The organism is Paraburkholderia bryophila (assembly GCF_013409255.1).
GTDB lineage: Bacteria > Pseudomonadota > Gammaproteobacteria > Burkholderiales > Burkholderiaceae > Paraburkholderia.
This window is the reverse complement of record NZ_JACCAS010000001.1, coordinates 3,145,623-3,160,732: the sequence shown is the minus strand read 5'-3', so window position 1 is coordinate 3,160,732 and position 15,110 is coordinate 3,145,623. Positions and strand designations below refer to the sequence as shown.

Genomic DNA, 15,110 nt, shown 5'->3' with positions numbered 1-15,110 from the left:
CTTACTGCGATTTCAATTACTTCTACAGCTTTGCGGCGTCAGATGACGCGAGCAGCCTCGACCAAGCGAGCCACAACCCAAGCTTTCGTCTTCGAAATCGGACGTGTTTCCTGGATTTCAACGAGGTCACCCTCGTTGTATGTGTTCGCATCGTCGTGCGCGTGGTACTTCTTCGAACGCACAACGTACTTGCCGTAGATCGGGTGCTTCACGCGGTGCTCAACCAGCACGGTGACCGTCTTGTCCATCTTGTTGCTGACGACCTTGCCGACCAGCGTCCGCTTGAGCGAGGTTTTTACGCTATCGTTCATTTCTGGTTCGCCTTCTCAGTCAGGACGGTCCGCACACGTGCGATGTCGCGACGAACCTTCTTCAGCTGGCTAGTGTTCGTGAGCTGCTGGGTCGCGAGTTGCATGCGCAGGCCGAATTGCGCCTTCAACAGGTCCGACAGCTCCTTGTTGAGCGCGGCCTGATCTTTCTGGTGAAGTTCGGAAGCCTTCATCATTTGCTCCTTAGGCGCCGAGCTGACGCACGATAAACGTCGTCTTAAGCGGCAGCTTAGCTGCAGCCAGACGGAACGCTTCGCGTGCCAGCTCTTCGGTTACGCCGTCCATTTCGTACAGCATCTTGCCCGGTTGAATCTCTGCGACGTAGTACTCAGGGTTACCTTTACCGTTACCCATCCGTACTTCAGCCGGCTTATGCGAAATCGGCTTGTCCGGGAAAATGCGGATCCAGATACGGCCACCGCGCTTGATGTGACGCGTCATTGCACGACGCGCCGCTTCAATCTGACGTGCAGTCAAGCGACCACGACCGATAGCCTTCAGGCCGAACTCACCGAACGACACCGCGTTACCGCGGGTGGCGACACCGGTGTTACGACCCTTCTGTTCTTTGCGATACTTTCTGCGTTTCGGTTGCAGCATCGTTATTCTCCAGTCTTACCGTCACCGCCAGCACGACGAGGAGCGCCACGGCGTGCACCTGCCGGACCACCACCTTCACCATCGCGACGCGGACGGCGATCGCCACCCGGACGTGCATTGCGGCGCGGACGCTTTTCTTCGGCGACTTCTTCAACCACCGGTGCATCGTTGCGGCCGAGCGTATCGCCCTTATAGACCCACACCTTCACACCGATGATGCCGTACGTCGTCTTCGCTTCCGAAGTTGCGTAGTCGATATCAGCGCGCAGCGTATGAAGCGGCACGCGACCTTCGCGATACCACTCCGTACGAGCGATTTCGATACCGTTCAGGCGGCCTGCGCTCATGATCTTGATGCCTTGAGCACCCAGACGCATTGCGTTTTGCATCGCACGCTTCATTGCGCGGCGGAACATAATCCGGCGCTCGAGCTGTTGCGTGATCGAATCGGCGATCAGTTGCGCATCGGTTTCCGGCTTACGGATTTCTTCGATGTTGACGTGGACCGGAACGCCCATGCGGCGTTGCAGTTCCGACTTCAGCAGCTCGATATCCTCGCCCTTCTTACCGATGACGACACCCGGACGCGAGCTATAGATCGTGATGCGCGCGTTTTTCGCCGGACGCTCGATAACGACGCGACCAACCGAAGCGTTCTTCAGCTTCTTCTTCAGGTATTCACGAACACCGATGTCTTCCTGCAACATCGCCGCGAAATTGTTGTTGTTCGCGTACCAACGCGACGCCCAATTGCGGCTGACGGCCAAACGGAAGCCAGTCGGATGAATTTTCTGTCCCATCGTATGACCCCTTAATTCCCGACCGTCACAGTGATGTGACAGGATTGCTTCTCGATGCGGTTACCGCGCCCTTTAGCGCGCGCAGTAAAACGCTTCAGCGATGCAGCCTTGTCGACCATGATGCTCGTTACCTTGAGCTCGTCGATATCAGCGCCTTCGTTATGCTCCGCATTCGCGATCGCCGACAGCACAACCTTTTTCACGATTCCCGCAGCCTTTTTCGGCGAGAACGTCAGAACGTTCAGCGCCTTGTCGACCGGCAAACCGCGGATCTGGTCAGCCACAAGGCGCGTTTTCTGCGCCGAGATGCGGGCACCGCGATGAATTGCTTTCACTTCCATCATGAGCCCCTTATTTCTTAGCCTTCTTGTCGGCTGCATGACCCTTGAACGTACGGGTCAGTGCGAACTCGCCAAGCTTGTGGCCGACCATGTTTTCCGAGACATACACCGGAACGTGTTGACGGCCGTTGTGGACGGCGATCGTCAGACCGATGAAATCCGGGAGGATCGTCGAGCGACGCGACCAGGTTTTGATCGGCTTCTTATCCCGCGAAGCTGCTGCCGCCTCAACTTTCTTCAGCAAATGGGCGTCGCAGAACGGACCTTTTTTTACAGAACGTGCCATTGCCTACTCCTTAACGCTTGTGACGGCGCTGGACGATCATGCTCGTCGTGCGCTTATTGCTACGGGTGCGATAACCCTTAGCCGGCGTGCCCCACGGGCTCACCGGATCGCGACCTGCAGCCGTCTTGCCTTCACCACCGCCGTGCGGGTGATCGACCGGGTTCATTGCAACACCACGCACCGTCGGACGGATACCGCGCCAGCGGTTCGCGCCAGCCTTACCGATTTGACGGAGGCTATGCTCTTCGTTGCCAACTTCACCAATCGTCGCGCGGCATTCAACGTGAACGCGGCGGATTTCACCGGAGCGCAGGCGGACCTGTGCGTAGATACCTTCACGAGCCAGCAACATCGCCGACGTGCCCGCCGAACGCGCCATTTGCGCGCCCTTGCCCGGCAGCATTTCGATGCAGTGGATCGTCGTACCGACCGGAATGTTGCGGATCGGCAGCGTGTTACCAGCGCGGATCGGCGCTTCGGAACCCGACATCAGTTGCTGACCGACGGTGAGACCCTTCGGCGCAATGATGTAGCGGCGTTCGCCGTCTGCGTACAGAACCAGCGCGATGTTCGCGCTACGGTTCGGATCGTACTCAAGACGCTCGACCTTCGCCACGATGCCGTCCTTATTGCGACGGAAATCTACAACGCGATAGTGATGCTTGTGACCACCACCCTTATGACGCGTGGTGATGTGGCCGTTGTTGTTACGGCCGGCGGTCGAGGATTGCGCGTCGAGCAGCGGTGCGAACGGCTTACCCTTGTGCAGATCCTTGTTGACCACCTTGACCATCGCGCGGCGACCCGGCGAAGTCGGCTTAACTTTAACGATTGCCATGATTACTTGGCCTCCGCTTCAAAGTTGATTTCCTGGCCGGGCTTCAGGCAGACATAGGCCTTCTTCACGTCCTTGCGCTTGCCCATGAAGCGACCAAAGCGCTTGGCCTTACCCTTTGAGACCAACACGTTGACGGAATTGACTTCCACCTTGAACAGCAGCTCGACGGCAGCTTTCACTTCCTGCTTCGTGGCATCGGGCGCGACTTCGAACACAACTTGCTCGTTCTTGTCGGCCACCAGCGTCGCCTTTTCGGAGATCACCGGCGCGAGCAGGACCTGCATCAAACGATGATCGTTTTTGCGAATCTCGCTCATGACAGCAACTCCTCGATCTGGGCGACCGCAGCCTTCGTGATCAGGATCTTCTTGAAGTAGATCAGCGACAGCGGGTCGGCGTAGCGCGGCTCGACAACCGCCACATGGGCAAGGTTGCGCGACGCGAGGTACAGGTTTTCGTCAACCGTGTCGGTGATGACCAGCACGGAGTCGAGACCCATCGCCTTGAATTTTTCGGCCAGCAGCTTCGTCTTCGGTGCTTCGAGCGTCAGCTCGTCGACAACCGAGATGCGGCCTTCGCGGGCCAGCTGCGAGAAGATCGAGCAGAGACCTGCGCGATGCATCTTCTTGTTGACCTTGTGCGAAAAGTTTTCTTCCGGCGAATTCGGGAAGATACGGCCACCGCCGCGCCACAACGGGCTCGACGACATACCGGCACGAGCGCGGCCCGTACCCTTTTGACGCCACGGCTTCTTGGTCGTGTGCTTAACTTGCTCACGATCCTTCTGCGCGCGGTTGCCGCTACGGGCGTTCGCCTGGTACGCAACCACCACCTGGTGAATCAGGGCTTCGTTGTAATCGCGACCGAACACTACGTCCGACGCGCTAACGCCTGCACCTTCCTGACCATTGGCGTTCAGGAGCTTAAGTTCCATTATTTCGCTCCTTTCACGGCACGCGTCTTCACGGCCGGCGTAACGAATACCTTGCCACCCTTCGCACCCGGAACGGCGCCTTTGACCAGCAACAGCTTGCGGTCAGCGTCGATACGAGCGATTTCGAGGTTTTGTACCGTTACCGTGTCGTCACCCATGTGACCGGTCATGCGCTTACCCGGGAAAACACGACCCGGATCCTGCGCCATACCGATCGAACCCGGCACGTTGTGCGAGCGCGAGTTACCGTGCGATGCACGGCCGGATGCGAAGTTGTAACGCTTGATGGTACCGGCGTAGCCCTTACCGATCGACACGCCTTGCACGTCGACCTTCTGACCCACTTCGAACAGCTCGGGACCCACCACGGTACCGCTCGACAACTCGGCAGCCTTAGCGGCATCGATCTGGAATTCTTTGAGGATTTCACCGGCTTGAACACCGGCTTTGGCGAGATGACCGGCCAACGGCTTCGTCACGCGCGATGCACGGCGCGTACCGAATGCAACCTGCACGGCCGTGTAGCCGTCGGTTTCAACAGTCTTGATCTGCGTCACGCGGTTGTCGGACACGTCCAGCACGGTAACGGGAATCGAATCCCCTTCTGCCGTGAAGATACGGGTCATGCCAACCTTGCGACCTACGAGTCCAAGGCTCATCGTTTTCTCCATTCCCGACTGCGATTGGTCGGGGCTAATTTACAAAATGCCGGCGCCGTTTCAGGCATGAATCCATGCTGCAGCACACCGACTTTTTTGCGCAAATGCGCGAAAAGCCCACTATTATAGCGAGACCTTTCGTTTTTCGCAAGCAATCAATGACTTAGCGTTGCCCGGCGAGCCAGACAACCGCCGAAGCCTTATTGCAGCTTGATTTCAACGTCAACGCCAGCCGGCAGGTCCAGCTTCATCAGTGCGTCGACGGTCTTGTCCGTCGGATCGACGATGTCCATCAGACGTTGATGCGTACGGATTTCGAGCTGATCGCGCGACGTCTTGTTGACGTGCGGCGAGCGCAGGATATCGAAACGTTGAATGCGGGTCGGCAGAGGCACCGGACCACGAACGATTGCGCCAGTCCGCTTTGCCGTATCGACGATTTCAGCTGCCGATTGGTCGATCAGACGATAGTCGAAAGCCTTCAGGCGGATGCGGATTTTCTGGTTCGCCATGACAATTCCTTGTAAAGAGCGAGGCGGTATTGCACCGCCAGATAGTAAAAGAACGTAGAGCCGGGCACCCGCTAGAGGCTGGCGCCCGGCTCCGGGCACAACTTACTGCAAGTTCACAATCCGCGATTTTACTCGAGGATCTTGGCAACTACACCAGCGCCGACCGTACGGCCGCCTTCGCGAATTGCGAAGCGCAGACCTTCTTCCATCGCGATCGGGTTGATCAGCTTCACCGTGATCGACACGTTGTCGCCCGGCATGACCATTTCCTTGTCTTTCGGCAACTCGATCGAGCCCGTCACGTCCGTCGTACGGAAGTAGAACTGCGGACGATAGTTGTTGAAGAACGGCGTGTGACGGCCACCTTCGTCCTTGCTCAGCACGTACACTTCAGCCGTGAAGTGCGTGTGCGGGTTGATCGAACCCGGCTTCGCCAGAACCTGGCCACGCTCCACGTCTTCACGCTTCGTGCCGCGCAGCAGGATACCAACGTTGTCGCCTGCCTGACCCTGGTCGAGCAGCTTGCGGAACATTTCCACGCCCGTGCACGTCGTCTTCACCGTCGGCTTGATACCGATGATTTCGATTTCTTCGCCGACCTTCACGACACCACGCTCGATACGACCCGTCACCACCGTGCCACGACCCGAGATCGAGAACACGTCTTCCACCGGCATCAGGAACGCGCCGTCAATTGCACGCTCCGGCGTCGGGATGTACGTGTCCAGCGCATCGGCCAGATTCATGATCGCCACTTCACCCAGCTCGCCCGTGTCGCCTTCCAGCGCCAGTTTGGCCGAACCCTTGATGATCGGCGTGTCGTCGCCCGGGAAGTCGTACTTCGACAGGAGTTCGCGAACTTCCATCTCGACCAGTTCCAGCAACTCAGCGTCGTCCACCATGTCGCACTTGTTCAGGAACACGATGATGTACGGAACGCCAACCTGACGCGCCAGCAGGATGTGCTCACGCGTTTGCGGCATCGGGCCGTCTGCAGCCGAGCACACCAGGATCGCGCCGTCCATCTGCGCTGCGCCCGTGATCATGTTCTTCACATAGTCAGCGTGGCCCGGGCAGTCGACGTGTGCGTAGTGGCGGTTAGCCGTTTCGTACTCGACGTGTGCCGTGTTGATCGTGATACCGCGTGCCTTTTCTTCCGGCGCCGCGTCGATCTGGTCGTATGCCTTCGCTTCGCCGCCAAACTTCTTGGTCAGAACCGTCGTGATCGCTGCCGTCAGCGTGGTCTTGCCGTGGTCAACGTGACCGATCGTGCCGACGTTCACGTGCGGCTTGGTCCGTTCGAATTTACCTTTAGCCATGTTTCTCTTCTTTCAAAAGTTAATCGTTGAATGACTTGCCGCGCGCTTACTTTGACTTCGCGTTGATGATCGCTTCAGACACGTTGCGCGGTGCTTCCGAATAGTGCTTGAACTCCATCGTGTACGTTGCACGACCTTGGCTCAGCGAACGCAGCGACGTCGAGTAGCCGAACATTTCCGACAACGGGACTTCGGCACGAACGATCTTGCCGCCGCCAATCATGTCTTCCATGCCCTGAACAATACCGCGACGGCCCGACAGGTCGCCCATCACGTTGCCCATGTAATCTTCCGGCGTTTCGACTTCAACAGCCATCATCGGTTCGAGGATGACCGGTTGAGCCTTGCGCATCGCTTCCTTGAACGCCATCGAACCGGCCATGCGGAACGCATTTTCGTTCGAGTCAACGTCATGGTACGAACCGAACGTCAGGTGAACCTTCACGTCAACGACCGGGAAGCCTGCCAGCACGCCAGCCTTCAGCGTTTCCTGGATACCCTTGTCAACTGCCGGGATGTACTCACGCGGAATCACACCGCCCTTGATCTCGTCCAGGAACTCGTAGCCCTTGCCTTGCTCATTCGGCTCGAGCGTGATGACCGCGTGACCGTACTGGCCGCGACCACCCGACTGCTTGACGAACTTGCCGTCAACGTCTTCCGCCTTACCGCGGATCGTTTCGCGGTAAGCCACTTGCGGCTTGCCAACCGTTGCTTCGACGCCGAACTCGCGCTTCATCCGGTCGACCAGAATTTCCAGGTGGAGCTCGCCCATGCCCGAAATAATGGTTTGACCCGATTCTTCGTCCGTTTGAACGCGGAACGACGGATCTTCCTGAGCCAGACGATTCAACGCCAGACCCATCTTTTCCTGGTCGGGCTTCGTCTTCGGCTCAACAGCCTGCGAAATCACCGGCTCCGGGAAAATCATGCGCTCGAGCACGATCGGATGCAGCGGATCGCACAGCGTGTCGCCCGTCGTTGCATCTTTCAGGCCAACTGCAGCAGCGATGTCGCCCGCGTGCACTTCCTTGATTTCTTCACGCTGGTTTGCGTGCATCAGCAGAATACGACCGAGACGCTCCTTCTTGTCCTTGGTCGCGTTCAGCAGCGTGTCGCCCGACTTCGTCGTGCCCGAGTAGACACGGAAGAAGATCAACTGGCCGACAAACGGGTCGGTCATGATCTTGAATGCGAGGGACGAGAACTTCTCGTCGTCGGCTGCGCGACGCTCGGCCTTTTCACCGTTTTCGAGTTCACCCGTAACCGGCGGAATGTCGATCGGCGACGGCAGGAAGTCGAGCACGGCGTCCAGCATCCGTTGTACGCCCTTGTTCTTGAACGCAGTGCCGCACAGCATCGGCTGGATTTCGCAAGCGATCGTACGGTCGCGCAGGCCCTTGACGATTTCAGCTTCCGTCAATTCGCCTTCTTCGAGGTACTTGTTCATCAGCTCTTCGCTCGACTCAGCGGCAGCCTCGACCATCTTCTCGCGCCATTCATTGCACGTATCAACCAGTTCCGCCGGAATTTCTTCGTACGAGAACTTTGTGCCTTGGGACGCTTCGTCCCAAATGATCGCTTTCATCTTCAGCAGATCAACCACGCCGGTGAACGTTTCTTCAGCGCCGATAGGCACCACGACCGGAACCGGATTGGCCTTCAAACGCAGCTTGAGCTGGTCGTAGACCTTGAAGAAGTTCGCGCCGGTACGGTCCATCTTGTTGATGAACGCAAGACGGGGAACCTTGTACTTGTTAGCCTGACGCCACACGGTTTCCGACTGGGGCTGCACACCGCCCACAGCGCAGTACACCATGCACGCGCCGTCGAGCACGCGCATCGAGCGCTCAACTTCAATCGTGAAGTCGACGTGACCCGGGGTGTCGATGATGTTGATACGGTGCTCAGCGCGGTCGCCGGCCATACCTTTCCAGAACGCCGTGGTAGCAGCGGACGTGATCGTGATGCCGCGTTCCTGTTCCTGCTCCATCCAGTCCATGGTCGCAGCGCCGTCGTGAACTTCACCAATCTTGTGGTTCACGCCGGTATAGAACAGGATGCGCTCGGTCGTCGTCGTTTTGCCGGCGTCGATGTGAGCGCTAATACCGATGTTACGGTAGCGCTCGATAGGTGTCTTGCGAGCCACTTTGATCCTCTATTGGGATGACGCGATGCGAGAAAATACCCATCGCGCTGTAACACAAACGGGCGAGGCGCTTTGTAAGCGCACCCGCCCGGAATTTCTTTCCGCTTTTTCTGCTAACCCGAAGTTGGGAAGCTTAGAAACGGAAGTGCGAGAACGCCTTGTTGGCTTCTGCCATCCGGTGAACTTCGTCGCGCTTCTTCATCGCGCCGCCACGGCCTTCGGCCGCTTCGGAGAGTTCACCTGCCAGACGCAGGGCCATCGACTTCTCGCTGCGCTTCTTCGCGGCTTCACGCAGCCAACGCATCGCCAATGCCATACGACGCGACGGGCGCACTTCGACCGGAACCTGATAGTTCGCACCACCAACGCGGCGGCTCTTCACTTCGACCACCGGCTTGACGTTGTTGAGCGCTACCGTGAACACTTCCAGCGGGTCCTTGCCACCCTTGGTCTGGATCTGTTCGAAAGCGCCGTACACAATGCGCTCAGCAACCGACTTCTTGCCGGAGAGCATCAGCACGTTCATGAACTTAGCTACATCAACGTTGCCGAATTTCGGATCCGGCAACACTTCCCGCTTGGGGACTTCGCGACGACGCGGCATGTTTCTTCCTTTAACTTTTCAGTTGGAGCTGTTCAGCCCCGCGGCCACCAACTAACCCGATTCATCTCTTACGACTTACCAGCCCGGTCGGGTGACCACTTACTCGACAGCACCGGCGATTCCGGCACCACCGCTAATACCGCCTTTACAGGCGACCTGAAACTGCTGACCGGCTAATTACTTGCCAGCCTTGGCACGCTTCGCGCCGTACTTCGAGCGAGCTTGCTTACGATCCTTGACGCCCTGGGTATCCAGCGAGCCGCGAACCATGTGGTAACGCACACCCGGCAAGTCCTTGACACGGCCACCGCGAATCAGCACGACCGAGTGTTCCTGCAGGTTGTGGCCTTCACCACCGATGTACGAAATAACTTCGAAGCCGTTCGTCAGACGAACCTTGGCAACCTTACGCAGCGCCGAGTTAGGCTTCTTCGGCGTCGTGGTGTACACACGGGTGCACACGCCGCGACGCTGGGGACAGTCCTGCAAAGCCGGGCTCTTGCTCTTCACTGTTTCCGAAGCGCGGCCTTTGCGAACCAGTTGATTGATGGTTGGCATTGTTTATTCCTGAAATTGAACAAAATCGACGCATCTGTTTCCGGGCAAAGCAGAAACGATTGCGCATCGAACTTCCGGCCCCAGTCGTCAGCGCACGAATTAACTTCGCGAGCAGGCACCCCAAGAACCGGAACCTAGCATAATATTCCGAAAATACTAAGGGAGTCAACAGGTTGCGATGTTTCGCACCCCTGTCGAGCGACGAGGACGGCAGCCGAGCCTTAGTCCGCCGCGACGACTTCAAGCAATTCGTCGCCGAAACGGTCGAGTTTGCGCACGCCCATGCCCGGAATGCCACGCAGATCCTCAATGGAATCGGGGCCGTTACGGGCGATCTCCGCGAGCGTCGCGTCGTGGAAAATCACGTAGGCAGGCACACCGTCGCTCTTCGCCGTCTCGGTACGCCACGCGCGCAGGCGCTCCCAGCGGGCGCGTTCGCGCGGTCCCATGCCGATCGTCGGGTCGGCGCGCTCGCTGGTACGGGCGGACGACTGGCGGCTACGCGTCGGTTTCACATAGCGGCGCATGGTGACGTTCTGTTCGCCTTTGAGCACCGGCTTGCTGGCCTCAGTCAGGACCAGTGAGCCGAAACCTTCATGGTCCACAGTCAGATAGCCGAACGCGACCAGTTGGCGGAACACCGCGCGCCACTCCGGCTCGCCCAACGCCGCGCCGATTCCAAACGTAGTCAGCTTCTCGTGGCCGCGCTGCATAATCTTTTCGCTACTGTTACCGCGCAGGATGTCGATCAGATGGCCGGCGCCGAAATGGAACCCGCTCGCCCGTTGCGCCCGAAATACGCAGGACAGCGCCATTCGCGCCTCGCGCGTAGCGTCCCATGTGTCCGGCGGCTCGATACAGTTGTCGCAGTTGCCGCAAGGCTTGCTCGTCTCGCCGAAATACGCAAGCAAACGCACCCGGCGGCAGGTCGCGGCTTCACACAGCCCGAGCAACGCGTCCAGCTTGCCGGTTTGCACGCGCTTGTGGGCGTCGTCCGCGTCGGATTCGTCGATCATCTTGCGCTGCTGCACGACGTCGCCGAGACCGTAGGCCATCCACGCGTTCGCCGGCATGCCGTCACGGCCTGCGCGCCCGGTTTCCTGGTAGTAGCCCTCGACGCTCTTCGGCAAGTCGAGGTGCGCGACGAAGCGCACGTCTGGCTTGTCGATGCCCATGCCGAACGCAATCGTCGCGCACATCACGATGCCTTCTTCGCGCTGAAACATCTCCTGATGTTTCTGGCGGATTTCGAACTCCATGCCAGCGTGATACGGCAGCGCGCGCATACCCTTCTCTTTGAGCCATTCCGCCGTTTCTTCCACCTTGCGACGCGACAGGCAATAGACGACGCCGGCGTCGGTGGTGCCATCCGGCTTTGAATGCTCGGCGCGGATGAAGTCGAGCAACTGCGTGCGCGCGTTGTCCTTTTCGACAATGCGGTAGCGGATGTTCGGCCGGTCGAAGCTCGACACGAAAATGCGCGCGTCATCCAGCGCCAGACGCTGGATGATCTCGTCGCGAGTAATGTCATCCGCAGTAGCCGTAAGCGCGATGCGCGGCACATTCGGGAAGCGCTCGTGCAGTACCGACAGCTGAATATAGTCAGGCCGGAAATCGTGCCCCCACTGCGAGACGCAATGCGCTTCGTCGATCGCGAACAGGCCGATACGCGTGCGCTCCAGCAGTTCCTGGAAACGCGGCGTCATCAACCGTTCGGGCGCCACGTAGAGCAGGTCGATCTCGCCTTCGCGCAACGCGCGCTCGGTCGCCATGGCCTCGGCGCTCGACAGCGTCGAATTCAGATAGGCCGCGCGCACGCCTACTTCGGTGAGTGCGGCGACCTGGTCCTGCATCAGCGCGATCAGCGGGGAAACGACAATGCCCGCGCCGAAGCCGCCTTCACGCCGTACCAGAGAGGGAATCTGATAGCACAACGACTTGCCGCCGCCGGTGGGCATCAGCACCAGACAGTCGCCGCCGGCCGAGACATGCTCGACAATTTCGCCCTGCTGCCCTCTGAACGCGGGATAGCCGAAGACTTCGTTGAGGATCTGGAGCGAACGGGACATAAGATAGAGGTTGAACAGCGCGATGCCGGTGGGCGGATTTTACCAACCCCTCGGCGCGCCGCCCGAAACGTTTGCACACGTTCGCCGTTCGGCTTAGGAAATCAGGAGACACGTATGTGCGAATCGCCCGCTCCTCGCCATGTATTTGTGAGGGTTACGACGCTCGTGTCCCGTGTGTACGGAAAGGCCGCACGCCCAACCTTCCCGCTTAGAACTGGTTACCCAACTGGAAATACACATTACGCGCGCCGCCGGGCGCCATCGCAACGCCCAGATAAACCGGCCCAAACGAAGTCGTCGCACCGAGAAACGCACTGGCGCTGGCTCGCCACGGACCACGCGCAAACGCGCTGCTGCTGTTCCAGACGTTGCCCGCCTCCAGACTGGCGCCGGCAAATGTGCCCCGGATTGGACCCGAGTTGAAGTGCTTCAATTGGGCGAGATAGGTGAGGCGGCCGTACATGACGTAATTCCCACTGAACTGATTCTGCGCGTACGCGGCCAGATGCTGGAAACCACCAAGATCGAACGTGTACCTGCCCACGTCCTTGTTACCGAATTGGCCACCGGTTTCGAACGCGGCGTTCAGGCTGTGCCGGCCGAAGCTTTCTGCCCAGAGTGCGCGAATATGGGCCGTGTTGTAGCGACCTTCCGATTGATCGAGCGCCATTTCCGCGTATCCGTCGACGTAATAGCCGTGACGCGGAAACAGCACGTCGTCGAGCTGATCGATCTCGAACTCGACACGGCCAACCGTCTCGGAAGACGAATCCGGCGCGATCGGCACAGACACCGAATCGTCGCCATCGAGCGAGACCATCACGGTCGGTGCGGCCGTCATTAACGTGGAGGACGTATGCACCCGGGCGATGCCCGCTCGTATTTCACCGAGTTTTCCCAACGGCAAACCAGCATTGAGCCCGACCCGGAACTCCTGCTGACGAAGTTTCATCATGGGAGGCGCGCCGTCGGGTTGGTCATCATCGTAGACGTCCAACAGATTTCGCTTGATTGACGCGAAGGGCGCCAGATAGAGGCCATCCTGCGAAAACAGCGGCTGCCGCAGTTCGGTTTTCAGCATCAAATCGCGGCTGCCGAGCACGGCGTCGTTACGCCATTCAAGCCCGCTTTGCGTGATCCACGGCTGCGATGCCCTACGCGCAACGCGAACGCGCCGTCGCCGCTGAAATTGCTCTGCAAACCAAGGCCGAACAGCAGGAAGTTGGGCCCCCAGCTTTTCGAGTTCGCCGTGACACGCAGGACGCGATCACCATCGGTGCCCGTCAAACTATCAGCGACGTTTTCGAAATCGCTCGTGCTGTTCAGCGCGGCGAGGTCCTGTTCGATCGTGCGCGGATCGTAAGCGTCGCCCGGTTTCGTGCGCAGCGCCTGCCGCACACGGCTTGCCGGGACACGGCCATTCGCCACGACTTCCACGCGGTCGACTTTCGTTCCTTCCGGCAAAAACGCGTGTTCGTTGCGACCGGCCAGATACGCGGTCCATGCTTGCGGCGTCAGCGAAAGCGCGCTGATTTGCACTTGTGAGGAGTCGACCGCAACAGCGCCCGCGGCAATGCCGCGACCGGCGTCCGCAAAATCCGTGAAAGCGAGACCGGAGAGATCGGGCCGCAGCAGGATATCCGCTGCGCCGAGATTGGCCCTCTGGCTCCGCACATTCTGGCTGATCAACGCACCGATAACCTGCTGCGTGACACTCGCCATCGACGTCAGCTGGTTCGCGCGTTTGAGCGGCGTACCGATGTCGACGGCGATCACGATATCCGCGCCCATCTGCTTCGCGACGTCGACGGGTAAGTTGTCGGCAATACCGCCGTCCACCAACGTGCGCCCCTCCAGCGCGACAGGCGCGAACAAACCTGGCACGGCCATACTGGCCGGGATCGCCTGCGGCAGTGAGCCTCTTCGGAGGACGATCTTGTCGCCCGTTTCGATGTCGGTCGCGACTGCCCTGAACGGCACGGGAAGATCGTCGAAATTGACGTCGCCCGGGAGGCGACCCGTGTGCTGTTGCAAAAGCGCAAGCAGCCGATTGCCCTGAATCAGTCCACTTGCCGAACGAACCCCGTCGCTGCTGAAACCAAGCGGCAGGCTGACCGGATAGTCGAGGTTGTCTTTGCGGACCGCTTGCGGCTGGTCCACGCGTGCTTCGCGATCGAACGCGACGTCAGTCAGGTCCATGCCGGCCAACGCTTTTTCAATCGCGGCTGCCGACATCCCGCTTGCGTACAGACCGCAAATCACCGCGCCCATGCTCGTCCCCGCGATGCAGTCGATCGGCACATGCAATGCCTCGAGCTTCTTCAACACCCCGATATGCGCGCATCTGCGCCTGCGCACCGAGAAAATCGAGCACGCTGGTTGCGACCTGCTCGCGATCGTTATCGACACAAATCATGTGATAACTATTTTCGAGCACGACAACGCGTGCATCCCGAGCGGTGCGCCCAATGAATTCCGCCGACTTCAGACTCGTCAGTTCGTCTTGCCTGGCGTGCACGACCAGCGTCGGACAGCTAATCTGTCCGGCTTCCCGAATGACCTGGCGACGCAAACGGTCCACTTCGCGAATGCATGCGAGGGGCACCCATTTGTAGTGAAAGTTGTCGCCGCGTTCAAACTTCGCCTTGACGATATTGCGCACAAGCGTGTTCTTGATGCCGTACGGCTCGCCCTCTTCGATCTTCATTCGTGCGGGCAGCAGCGGCAGACGGTAGGCGACATGGCGCGCGGCACGCCACCATGGGGTGCTCCAGCCGTCGATGTAAATGGGCGGCGCCAGCGTGACCAGCCGGCCTTTACTGTGCCGCTCCCGGGCGCACAACGCCGCGGCAAGCAGTGCGCCCATGCACATGCCCATCACGTGGAACCTATCGTAACGGTCGACAAGTTCGCGATATTTCTTCGTGACGGCATCGACCCAGTCCTCCGCGCGCACCGACACCAACGCCTCGGGCGTGGTGCCGTGCCCCGGCAGTGTCAGCGAATGTGTCTCGATTCCGCAGCGTTTCAGATGCTTGCGCATCGACCCGAGGTCAAACTGTGTGCCGCCCAGTCCGTGGATTAAGAGTGCGCCAGTGCGAATAGACATAGC

The 15,110-nt window shown here is 59.3% G+C and carries 19 protein-coding genes; all 19 read right to left on the bottom strand.

Annotated elements, in window-relative coordinates:
* Positions 1–38: 38 nt before the first annotated feature.
* The 19 genes from rpsQ to GGD40_RS13970 all read right to left on the bottom strand — a co-directional run bounded on the left by rpsQ (position 39) and on the right by GGD40_RS13970 (position 15,107).
* Complete coding sequence (gene rpsQ, locus GGD40_RS14060; RefSeq protein ID WP_007180129.1) at positions 39–311, bottom strand: 30S ribosomal protein S17; 273 nt, start codon at positions 309–311, stop codon at positions 39–41.
* Positions 308–502 (bottom strand): 50S ribosomal protein L29, encoded by a 195-nt coding sequence (gene rpmC / locus GGD40_RS14055; RefSeq protein WP_007180130.1) that lies wholly within the window; start codon positions 500–502, stop codon positions 308–310. Before rpmC ends, rpsQ begins: the two co-directional genes overlap by 4 nt.
* A 10-nt stretch (positions 503–512) precedes the next feature.
* The gene (rplP, locus tag GGD40_RS14050) at positions 513–929 is read right to left on the bottom strand and encodes a 50S ribosomal protein L16 (RefSeq protein WP_013340739.1); all 417 of its coding nucleotides are present in this window, start codon (positions 927–929) and stop codon (positions 513–515) included.
* A gap of 2 nt (positions 930–931) precedes the next feature.
* On the bottom strand, positions 932–1,729 hold the full coding sequence (rpsC, locus tag GGD40_RS14045) for a 30S ribosomal protein S3 (protein ID WP_035554750.1): 798 nt from the start codon (positions 1,727–1,729) through the stop codon (positions 932–934).
* Between the two features lie 11 nt (positions 1,730–1,740).
* Complete coding sequence (gene rplV, locus GGD40_RS14040; RefSeq protein WP_197070230.1) at positions 1,741–2,073, bottom strand: 50S ribosomal protein L22; 333 nt, start codon at positions 2,071–2,073, stop codon at positions 1,741–1,743.
* 7 nt (positions 2,074–2,080) lie between these two features.
* Entirely contained in the window at positions 2,081–2,356 is a 276-nt protein-coding gene (gene rpsS, locus GGD40_RS14035; protein ID WP_035554748.1) for a 30S ribosomal protein S19, read from the bottom strand.
* 10 nt (positions 2,357–2,366) lie between these two features.
* Positions 2,367–3,194: a 50S ribosomal protein L2 gene (rplB, locus tag GGD40_RS14030; RefSeq protein ID WP_179707976.1), complete on the bottom strand. Its 828-nt coding sequence runs from the start codon at positions 3,192–3,194 to the stop codon at positions 2,367–2,369.
* 2 nt (positions 3,195–3,196) lie between these two features.
* Positions 3,197–3,511, bottom strand: a complete 315-nt coding sequence (gene rplW, locus GGD40_RS14025; protein ID WP_007180135.1) for a 50S ribosomal protein L23 — start codon at positions 3,509–3,511, stop codon at positions 3,197–3,199.
* On the bottom strand, positions 3,508–4,128 hold the full coding sequence (rplD, locus tag GGD40_RS14020) for a 50S ribosomal protein L4 (protein WP_007180136.1): 621 nt from the start codon (positions 4,126–4,128) through the stop codon (positions 3,508–3,510). Before rplD ends, rplW begins: the two co-directional genes overlap by 4 nt.
* On the bottom strand, positions 4,128–4,787 hold the full coding sequence (gene rplC, locus GGD40_RS14015) for a 50S ribosomal protein L3 (protein ID WP_035562616.1): 660 nt from the start codon (positions 4,785–4,787) through the stop codon (positions 4,128–4,130). Before rplC ends, rplD begins: the two co-directional genes overlap by 1 nt.
* Positions 4,788–4,987: 200 nt before the next feature.
* Positions 4,988–5,299 (bottom strand): 30S ribosomal protein S10, encoded by a 312-nt coding sequence (rpsJ, locus tag GGD40_RS14010; protein ID WP_031361584.1) that lies wholly within the window; start codon positions 5,297–5,299, stop codon positions 4,988–4,990.
* Between the two features lie 128 nt (positions 5,300–5,427).
* Entirely contained in the window at positions 5,428–6,618 is a 1,191-nt protein-coding gene (gene tuf, locus GGD40_RS14005; protein WP_168795439.1) for an elongation factor Tu, read from the bottom strand.
* A gap of 46 nt (positions 6,619–6,664) precedes the next feature.
* The gene (gene fusA / locus GGD40_RS14000; protein WP_179707972.1) at positions 6,665–8,767 is read right to left on the bottom strand and encodes an elongation factor G; all 2,103 of its coding nucleotides are present in this window, start codon (positions 8,765–8,767) and stop codon (positions 6,665–6,667) included.
* Between the two features lie 133 nt (positions 8,768–8,900).
* Complete coding sequence (rpsG, locus tag GGD40_RS13995) at positions 8,901–9,371, bottom strand: 30S ribosomal protein S7 (RefSeq protein ID WP_006053291.1); 471 nt, start codon at positions 9,369–9,371, stop codon at positions 8,901–8,903.
* 177 nt (positions 9,372–9,548) lie between these two features.
* Positions 9,549–9,929: a 30S ribosomal protein S12 gene (rpsL, locus tag GGD40_RS13990; protein WP_035935550.1), complete on the bottom strand. Its 381-nt coding sequence runs from the start codon at positions 9,927–9,929 to the stop codon at positions 9,549–9,551.
* Positions 9,930–10,150: 221 nt separating this feature from the next.
* Positions 10,151–11,998 (bottom strand): DNA helicase RecQ, encoded by a 1,848-nt coding sequence (gene recQ, locus GGD40_RS13985; protein WP_179707970.1) that lies wholly within the window; start codon positions 11,996–11,998, stop codon positions 10,151–10,153.
* 208 nt (positions 11,999–12,206) lie between these two features.
* The gene (locus GGD40_RS13980) at positions 12,207–13,079 is read right to left on the bottom strand and encodes a BamA/TamA family outer membrane protein (protein WP_179744022.1); all 873 of its coding nucleotides are present in this window, start codon (positions 13,077–13,079) and stop codon (positions 12,207–12,209) included.
* Complete coding sequence (locus tag GGD40_RS13975) at positions 13,079–14,326, bottom strand: patatin-like phospholipase family protein (RefSeq protein WP_179744021.1); 1,248 nt, start codon at positions 14,324–14,326, stop codon at positions 13,079–13,081. Before GGD40_RS13975 ends, GGD40_RS13980 begins: the two co-directional genes overlap by 1 nt.
* Complete coding sequence (locus GGD40_RS13970; protein ID WP_179744020.1) at positions 14,214–15,107, bottom strand: alpha/beta hydrolase; 894 nt, start codon at positions 15,105–15,107, stop codon at positions 14,214–14,216. Before GGD40_RS13970 ends, GGD40_RS13975 begins: the two co-directional genes overlap by 113 nt.
* Between the last annotated feature and the right edge of the window lie 3 nt (positions 15,108–15,110).